Raw genomic sequence first — 9,016 nt, 5'->3', positions numbered from 1 at the left:
AAGGCAACCACTGTAACAACCCTAGTTAGCTACAGAGGACTACGCAAAATCCAATCAGAGATTGAGACTGTAATGGTCGTAGTTGCTAATTAGGGCGAGGTGTTTGGCACTCCTCAGAGTCTCGCTCTCCTCTAATATCATCGTGAGATGATTCTGGAAACAGTAGGGGGTAACTCCATGAATACCGAGCAATCGGGGCTAGACAGGAGAATCCCACGCGGTTCACCCGTGGGAGTGTCAACAAATCATCCCTAAATCCAACACAAAACCCTTTAAAACATCTTTCCCCGAAACCGTAGCAGGAGAATCTAAAAACTCAACCTCTTTTCCGGGTCTATAAATCTCTACTTGACGAGATTTTTGTTTCCTGTTTCTCCTCCCGTTAGGGGCATAATTATTAATTGTCCCTTTGCATTTCTTTCAAATCTCAATTCTCGGTTGTTTTGACATAGCTGAAAAAACGGCTCATCAGTCATTTCTATTAATGATTTCAAATTGACAGTTAAAGCATTCATAGTCCTATCCTCATATATTATTAGTTACCAATTAATAGATTGATTTTGTCATAATTTTGGAGTTTTATGGGTTATGAAAGAGTTTACATCCCCTGCTCCCTATTTCTTCATCAATGCCGCTTGACTCAAAAGGGACTCGGCGAAGGCGATCGCTTCTTGGGCTGATTCTCCACTGGCCAATTGAGCCAATTCTTCCCGACGTTGGGGGGGAGTCAGGGGAGTGACCCGAACAACGGTTCGAGTTTCGGGATCTGTGGACTGGGAGTTGAGATCGGAGTCGGTTTGAATGACTTCTTTGATGACGCGAAAATGATGATCTCCCATCGCCGCAACCAAGGGTTGATGGGTGACACAAAGAACTTGATGGCGTTGGCTGAGGTGGTGGAGTTTTTGAGCAATGGCGGTGGCGACTCGTCCTGAGACTCCCACATCAATTTCATCAAATACTAAGGTTCCTGAGCCAGCAATTTGTGAAAAACAGGCTTTTAAAGCTAATAAAAACCGACTCATCTCCCCCCCAGAGGCGATCGCTCCCAAAGGTTGTAGAGGTTCTCCTGGGTTGGGACTAAAGCAAAATTGAATTTGATCAGCCCCGGTTGCGGTGGGAGAAATTGGATGCAGTTCGACTTGAAATTTAACCGTTTTCATGGCTAAGGGTTTCAATTCTTTAATTAAATGGGCTTCTAATTCATGGGCAGCTTTTTGGCGTAGGGTGGTTAATTGTTGACAGGTTTCTTTGAGCATTTCAAGGGCTTGTTGATAAGCTTTTTCTAAGGAGTCTATCGATTGATCTTCGTCTTCTAAGTCTTTTAATTCCGTTTGAATTCTTTCATAATATTCAATCACTTCTCCTAGATTTTGCCCATATTTTCGACAGATTTGTTTTAAATCTCGAATTCTTTCTTCAATTTCTTCTAAGCGTTGGGGATCGGATTCTAATTGTTCTCCATAACTACCAATTTGTCGTCCGGCTTCGGTAATTTGAGCGACGGCTTCACTGACTATTTCTAAAATCGGTTGCAATTGGGGATCATATTCAACTAAATTACTAAGTTTACTTTCAGCTTGGCTTAATAAATCTGCCGCCGCTAACCCATTTTCATTTTGATATAAGGCTTGATAAATTTGATAACTTTGTTGTTGCAGTTCTACAATATGATTCAGTCGTTGATGTTCAATTTGTAATTGTTCTAACTCATCCGGTGTAGTTAAGTTTGCGACATCTAATTCTCGAATTTGATACGTTAATAAATCTAATCTCTGTAACCGTTGCTGTTCAAATTGACGACGCTTTTCTAAGGTATGGCTACAGGTTTGAGCGTGGCTATAAGCTTGGGAAACAGCTTTTCGAGCATTCAGTAAAGGTTCACCGCCATAGAGATCTAACCATTCTTGTTGGAGTTCGGGTTGACTTAATTGTAAGGTTTGTCCCTGGGCGGTAATTTCAAGTAAGCGATCGCGGAGTTGATCAATTAATTTACGATTAACTAATACCCCATTCACCCGTGAGCGACTGCGAAGTTTATCTCCTGTAATGATCACTTCCCGACTACAAACGATTAAACTTCCATCTACTAAATCGATTTCTTGTTCAGTTAACCAGTGAAGCCATTTGTTTTCAATTTCAAAGGTTGCTTCTAAGAGTGATCGGGTTGCTCCTGTACGAATGGAACGGCGATCTACTTTGCCACCTAAAACAGCATCAACAGCATCTAAAATAATTGATTTTCCGGCTCCCGTTTCTCCAGTAAATACATTTAAACCCGTTCCTAAATCTAAATCTAAATGATCAATTAAAGCAAAATTTTCTATCCGTAGAGAAAGCAACATATTTAAAAATAAAATAACATTTAATTGGAATAATAAAGAGGTAAAATAATCCGGGTTATAACAACTTGATTGTCGGATTGTTCTATCAACAAATCTCCGCCCATTTTTTCTAACATTTGCTGACAAATTAAAAGCTGTTGACCGGGAGGAGATGTTAACAGAGAGGGGGCAAGTAAATCAGGATAAAAACCCACTTTTAACTCAACAATCAGTTGCGGGTTAATTTTACCATAATCTGTAATCAAAAGTTCTAATTGGTGATCATTGAAAAGGCGACTGACAACCTCAATTAAACCTCCGGGTTCAGTCCGATAGCAAATCGTTAATAAAATTTCATAACAAACCAGTTCTAATTTTATCCGATCACCAATAATATTAAAATTTCCCTCTTGTTTTAAAATGAATTGGATTTCCTTATTGCGGATTATAGAATTTAATCGTTCCCGTACCCAGCGCAATAAATTAGTAATCGGAATAATATCATGATGATGGTGAAGTCGCCATTGTTCTTGTTTAATTAAAGAACTGGTCGATGCTAAAGCATTCCCGATCTGGCGTAACAGTTGTTGATAGCGTAAATGGGAAAGTTGGTTTTTTTGCGGGTCAGTTCCTTGAAAGGGAGAGTTATTTAATTCGTTTAATTGTTTGAGTCCTCCGCCTACGGTTCGATATAATTCTTCTAAGCGACGTTGTTTATACCAATTCAGCCATTGTAATTCTTTTTGTTGAGTGGTTAAGGTGTCTTGAATTCGTAAATAGCGTCGTGACCAAGCCAATTGCATGACTAAAACATTCAGCGTTTTTAAAGAGATTTCTCCATCAGGATCAGCAATAATTAAAAGACCTGTTGGCTGATGGTTAGTCGCCGTGCGAAGGGTCGCTACTAAAATTTTATTGACGGAACTGGTAAACCATTGTCGAGTATAAGCCCCTAATTCTTGTACAGGCCACCAAAACAATTCTTCTGTGGATAAAGCGTGTTGAATTAAGGGATCTTTAGCAACCGTAATTAACCGATTAGAGTTAATTAAAAGTTCCGATTTCCGAGCGACACAACTAACGATTTTGGCTTTTCTTGCTCCTTCTAGCCATGTGACTAATACTACTAAAGGACTTTGTAAAAATTCCGCTATTTTCTCCGTAAATTGTTTTTCTAACGGTTGCAGTTGATCGGTTTTTTTTAGAATTGAAAAACAATCTTCTAAAATTTGATTAAATTTTTCTTGAAATTTAATTTGTTGATTCAGTTGCCATTGATGTAAAATAACGCTCAATTGTTGGCTCACAATTTTCACTAATTCTTGTTCGGCTCGATCCCAAGTTCGAGGAGCTTCATGAGCAATTAATAAGAATTCTTGAGGCCCGGAATCTGATGAAGTTTTGCGAGTCATGATAGAATCATTCACTGGGCAAAGAATCAGCGATCGCACTCCTGCATCTCGGAGTTGATTTCGCCAAGCTTTTAATTGATCATCTTCCTCACAATTTTCAACCACCAAGATTTCATTCGGATTTTTTAAGGATTCCAAATCTTTATAACTCAGGGAATTTAAAGGGGAAGGAATTGCCATTCGAGTTAAGGGATAATGTTGATAAATAATCTCAAATTTATCAATATCATCCTGATATTTAATTAATAAAAACCGCCCTGTATTTAATCGCTGACACAAAAGATAGGCTGTAGTTTTCAGAGAAAATTGCCAATCGTGATCATCAACAATTGCACGAGTTACTTTAGCGGTTAAAGATTGATCTAATTCAATTTGTCGAATTTTAGCCTCCATTTCTGCTAAGGGTGCTGTTAAAGAAATTAAATGAGCAACCCCTCGCAAAAAGTGTTTTTCATTTTCTTGCCAAATTCGCGGATGTTGTCCTTCAACGGCAATAAATCCTAACATTTCTTGATTAAAAAGAATCGGCACTGCTAATAAAGAACGGGCGCGAATTTTCTCCATTAATCGTTCTGTTGTATCAGCCCTTAACGAACTATAGGACTCACCAATAGACACTAAATGATCGGAAATTAATGCTTGATAAAATTCTCCTAAATCTTGTACCGTCACCCCAGAAGCGGCTTGTTTCATTAAACTAACTCCTGGAAGTTTTTGTTGATTACTCGCCCGTCGCCAAAAATACCGCCCTTCTCGATAATACCAATAAACATTCGTGCGCGTTGGTTCAATAAATTCATGGGTAGTTTCTACAGCCGCTTCTAAACATCGATCTAAGGTATTGAGGGTTCTAAATTGAGTCAAAAGCTTAAAAAACGGTTGTTCGGGTCGTTTTGTTTGTTGATAAATCCAAGTTGTTTCAATTTGGAATAAAGAAGCAGCTAAGGCTCCTAAAACCATTGAAATCAATTCTTTTTCCATCGAACTTGGAGAAATTCCCCACTCACTTGAACCTAATAAAACCACTCCAAAGCAGCGATCTTTATATCGCATGGGAAATAGAATTGATCCCTGAATATTAAAAGCTTGGGCTGCTTTTCGCCATTCTCCCGCACGGATTTCTTCCCTTAAATCAGGAACAACCACAGGTCGCAATTCAATCACAACTTGTTCGAGTAAATCCCCAGGAGATAAAGTAAATCTTTGTTTTAATAACCATGAGTCTTCAGTCGGGATAATTCCCCCTTTTCCCAGGAGGCGATGATCTAAACGATCATATAAACCAATCCAAATTAAACTATAGTTAAACTCGGTTTTGAGATAGTCTAAAGTTGTTTCGATTAACACATCAACATGATCTTCATCTTGTAGGGTCTGGAGAATACGCCCTAATGTCATGATGGGTTTATCTACTGTGATCGATTCTTCGGATTGACCCATAATAAACTCCCAAACCGTATACTTTAATTGAGGTTTAAAATTAAAAGTTCAATTAAAAAATTCAACAAGTCCAACCTTCTGCTATCGGGTGATAAAAATATTCTACCCGTTGATCAGGTTTCCTATCCCATATTACCGTTAGTCTTTGATGATTTTGCTCAAAAAATACACTAAATTAAAATTTGACAATTAGCACAGGATCACAGGAGAGACCCTTGGATATTTACCGTAGCATCGTAAAACCCCTTTTATTTTATGGACTCAAGATTGATCCAGAATGGGCTCATCATCAATCGTTACAATTCCTAAGTTGGATTGACCAAAATCAATCTCACTCTGGAATCAATTGGATAGAATCTCAACTCAGACCTTCATTCTGTTTGTCAGATGTGCGTTTACAGCAAAGGTTATGGGGTTTAACCTTTAATAACCCCGTCGGTTTAGCCGCAGGTTTTGATAAGGATGGGGTTGCGGCTAGAATTTGGCAAAGTTTAGGATTTGGATTTACAGAATTAGGAACTGTTACCCTCCATCCTCAACCTGGAAATCCTCAACCTCGATTATTTCGATTAGTTGAAGATGAAGCGGTCTTAAATCGCATGGGATTTAATAATCAAGGGGCGGTAATATTAGCCCAACGATTACAAGAAAAACGTCAACAACAATGGATGATTCCCGTTGGAATTAATTTAGGAAAATCTAAAATTACTTCCTTAGAAGCCGCCGCAGAAGATTATTTAGGTAGTTTTAAACTCTTAAAGGATTATGGTGATTATTTTGTTGTGAATGTTTCTTCTCCGAATACCCCAGGATTGCGATCGCTTCAAGATGCTGAACAATTAAGTAAAATTATAGAGGTTTTAAAAACGGAAAATACAGACAATAAACCAATTTTGATTAAAATTGCACCCGATTTAGAATGGGATGCGATCGCTGATGTGGTTAATTTATCTCAAACTTATCAATTAGCTGGAATTATTGCAACCAATACCACCATAAAACGGGAGGGATTAAAAACTCAATGGCTACCCCAAACCGGGAGTTATATTACTGAAGAAGCAGGGGGAATTAGTGGTGCCCCCCTAAAGAAACGGTCTACAGAAGTAATTCGTTGGATTTATCAAAATACCCAAGGACAGTTACCAATTATTGGTGTTGGTGGAATTTTTAATGCTGACGATGCTTGGGAAAAAATCACCGCAGGAGCTTGTTTAGTTCAAGTCTATACAGGTTGGGTTTATGAAGGGCCAGGAATGGTTAAAAGAATATTAGAAGGACTGTTACAGAAATTAGATCAATACGGTTTAAAATCGATTTCTGAAGCCGTTGGTTTCAAACTTTAACAGTAATAGCTCTGAGAAACCGGGTTTCTGTCGTGATCTTTGTTTCCTTACCAAGAAATTGATAAAGAAACCCGGTTTCTGACCACCACTCTATAAAGGTTTTAATTTTCTTAGATATTCCTTAAAGGTCAAAGACAAATTAAACAAAATTGGATCAGTTTTAATTTTACTAACTAAATACCGTTGCTGTAAAGATTGTAACCCATTAATTAAGTCTATTGAGGACAAGTCTAAATGTTGTCTTAACTCTTCTCTGGATACAGGTTGCTCAAATTTGCTCAATTCTACAACAATTTTCTGTTCAACGGGTGATAATCTGTTAAATAGCTGGTTAAAATGTGATTGCATTTCTTTGGTAATAACCAAACCATCCTCAGCTAAAAAATCAGCCACATTCCCATCAAAAACATCTCGAATTAAAACCGCAACATCTTTCAAATACATGGGATTTCCTTGATATCGTTCAATCAACTTCAAACCACTATCCTGATCTGTTTTTAATCCCATCTCTGACAAAATTTCTCTATCCTCTAAACCCGATAATTTTAAAGATTTAATCGGATATAATTCCCCATCTAAACATTCCATTTCTGCACATTGTTCTTGACTCATTAAGATTAGATGACTTTGATGTTCTGTTTCTGTTATAATTTTGAAAAAATTTTGATAATCTTGATAAACGCTTTGATACTGTCCAGAAAATTCACCCTGGGTAAAGATATGATGAACATCATCAAGAATAATTAAACATTTTTTATCCCTCAAAATATCAAATAATTGTTTTAATTTATCATCTCTAGTTGCTTTTGATTCTTGCTCACAAGTATTCAATAAATCATCAATCAATAATTCTAAAGGTTTGGGATATTTTAAGCTTTTCCAGATTACTACCTCAAATTTTTCCAGGTGTAAATCAACAAATCTTTTAACTAAAGTCGTTTTTCCTATTCCAGATAATCCTAAAACTGAAATTAAACGAATATTATTATCTAATATTAAACTAGAAAGGGCTTTAAGTTCAGATTCTCTATTATAAAAGTTGATTATTTTGGGAGCTAAGGTTAAATCGTGATAAACTGATTTAGATAAAGCATTATTTAACTGTTCTTGATTATTTTGCTTTGAATTATATAAAATTTCTGGACTATAATTAAAATTATGATTGCCATTTTGACAAATATTTTGATTTTGAGAGGATGAAATATTTAATCTATTAAAAGTAGAACGAAAATTAGTCTTTTCAAAATTTTCTCCTAATTCTTCAGATAGTAATTGTAATAATTTAGCAGCAATATTTCTAACCCTACTCTCACTACGGTTGCATTCCTCAGCAATTTCTTGATAGCTCTTACCATCCCAAATTCCCTTAATAATTGATTCTTGGAGATCATCTAAATGTTTTCCTTTCTTGGCAAAAATTAACTGATCAGCAAATTGTAAAATTTCTGTCATAGTCATAAGATCCCCTCATGGTAAGGATTTTAACTATTATACACTTCTTAATAAAGATATTTCAAGATGGTTTAAGATATTACAGTAAACATTCTGTAACAAAAGACAAGATAAAATAATATGCTTTACAGTAGGAAAAATAAATTTTTTGATCAATAATAGTCACAACAACTCACCTACATATCCGAATTTACTCCCGATCTTTATTGTTTAAATGGATTCAAAAATTATGTCTTTTCAATCTAGCAATGATAATATTGATCAAGCTAAAAATAGTATATTTTCTTCTTTCAAAGAAGGGTTTATATTACAGTTATCTGATGCAATTAAATGGTTGGGGCGAATAAGCGTTATAGCTATACCAATTTTAATTTTATGGTTTTCCAAAGGAACAAGTGCTGGGGATCATTGTATCATGAGTTTCCCAAATGTCCCAATTATAGGAGGAGTAATTGCAGCAGTAGGACTGACTTTGATATTAGGAAATCCTTTGATTGCTATTGTAGCAGGAACCTTTTTAGGAGTAATTCTTAATATTCCTTTTGTTCAGCAGTTATTGTGTAAGTAGATGTAAGTTAATTTACCTTAAGGGAAAAAACATGAATGTAGTACAACTAAAGAATATATCCAAAAGTTTTAATCAATCTCTATTCAAAAGAAAAGAGATATTAACAGAGATTAATCTTAATATTCAAAAAGGTGAGTTTGTTGTTTTAAAAGGAGCAAATGGTTCGGGAAAAACCACTTTACTTAATCTGATTTTAGGACTTTTAGCACCCACTCAAGGAGAAGTTAAGTTATTTGGGGAAAATCCTAAAAGTTTTCACTCAAAAACTCGCCTTGGTGTAGTTTTGCAAAAAGTTTCCCTCCCCAAACATTTAACAGTAAAAGAATTAGTAAACTTGTTAAGAAGTTATTATTCTAATCCTTTATCAACTGAAGAAATTTTAAACACGGTTAATCTGAAATCAAAAGAGGATAATTGGGCTTCAAAATTGTCTGGTGGTGAAGAACAAAGGTTATTTTTTGCCTTAGCTTTAGCAGG

The 9,016-nt window shown here is 36.1% G+C and carries 6 protein-coding genes and 1 pseudogene; 3 read left to right on the top strand and 4 right to left on the bottom strand.

All coding sequences use genetic code 11. The annotated features are described in order from the left end of the window. Positions 1-356: 356 nt before the first annotated feature. The 3 genes and pseudogenes from ACKPEB_RS18680 to ACKPEB_RS18670 all read right to left on the bottom strand — a co-directional run. Positions 357-515, bottom strand: a pseudogene (locus ACKPEB_RS18680) (Uma2 family endonuclease); the annotation flags it as partial. A 99-nt stretch (positions 516-614) separates the two neighbouring features. Then, positions 615-2,345: a DNA repair protein RecN gene (recN, locus tag ACKPEB_RS18675; RefSeq protein WP_408966479.1), complete on the bottom strand. Its 1,731-nt coding sequence runs from the start codon at positions 2,343-2,345 to the stop codon at positions 615-617. 20 nt (positions 2,346-2,365) lie between these two features. Continuing rightward, positions 2,366-5,176: a GAF domain-containing protein gene (locus ACKPEB_RS18670; protein ID WP_408966478.1), complete on the bottom strand. Its 2,811-nt coding sequence runs from the start codon at positions 5,174-5,176 to the stop codon at positions 2,366-2,368. A gap of 215 nt (positions 5,177-5,391) precedes the next feature. Here ACKPEB_RS18670 and ACKPEB_RS18665 point away from each other — a divergent pair, with 215 nt between their 5' ends. Beyond that, positions 5,392-6,519 (top strand): quinone-dependent dihydroorotate dehydrogenase, encoded by a 1,128-nt coding sequence (locus ACKPEB_RS18665; protein WP_408966477.1) that lies wholly within the window; start codon positions 5,392-5,394, stop codon positions 6,517-6,519. Positions 6,520-6,609: 90 nt separating this feature from the next. Here ACKPEB_RS18665 and ACKPEB_RS18660 read toward each other — a convergent pair whose 3' ends face one another. Further along, complete coding sequence (locus tag ACKPEB_RS18660; RefSeq protein WP_408966476.1) at positions 6,610-7,977, bottom strand: NB-ARC domain-containing protein; 1,368 nt, start codon at positions 7,975-7,977, stop codon at positions 6,610-6,612. Positions 7,978-8,200: 223 nt separating this feature from the next. Between ACKPEB_RS18660 and ACKPEB_RS18655 the strand changes: the two genes are divergently transcribed. Both ACKPEB_RS18655 and ACKPEB_RS18650 read left to right on the top strand, forming a co-directional pair. Continuing rightward, positions 8,201-8,539, top strand: coding sequence for a hypothetical protein (locus ACKPEB_RS18655; RefSeq protein WP_408966475.1), 339 nt, complete (start codon positions 8,201-8,203; stop codon positions 8,537-8,539). 31 nt (positions 8,540-8,570) lie between these two features. Further along, positions 8,571-9,016 (top strand): ATP-binding cassette domain-containing protein (locus ACKPEB_RS18650; protein WP_408966474.1); only part of this gene is annotated, 446 nt, incomplete at its 3' end.

Source organism: Planktothrix sp., assembly GCF_046067725.1.
In the GTDB taxonomy this organism is placed as follows: domain Bacteria; phylum Cyanobacteriota; class Cyanobacteriia; order Cyanobacteriales; family Microcoleaceae; genus Planktothrix.
This window is presented reverse-complemented; position numbering and strand designations above follow the sequence as displayed.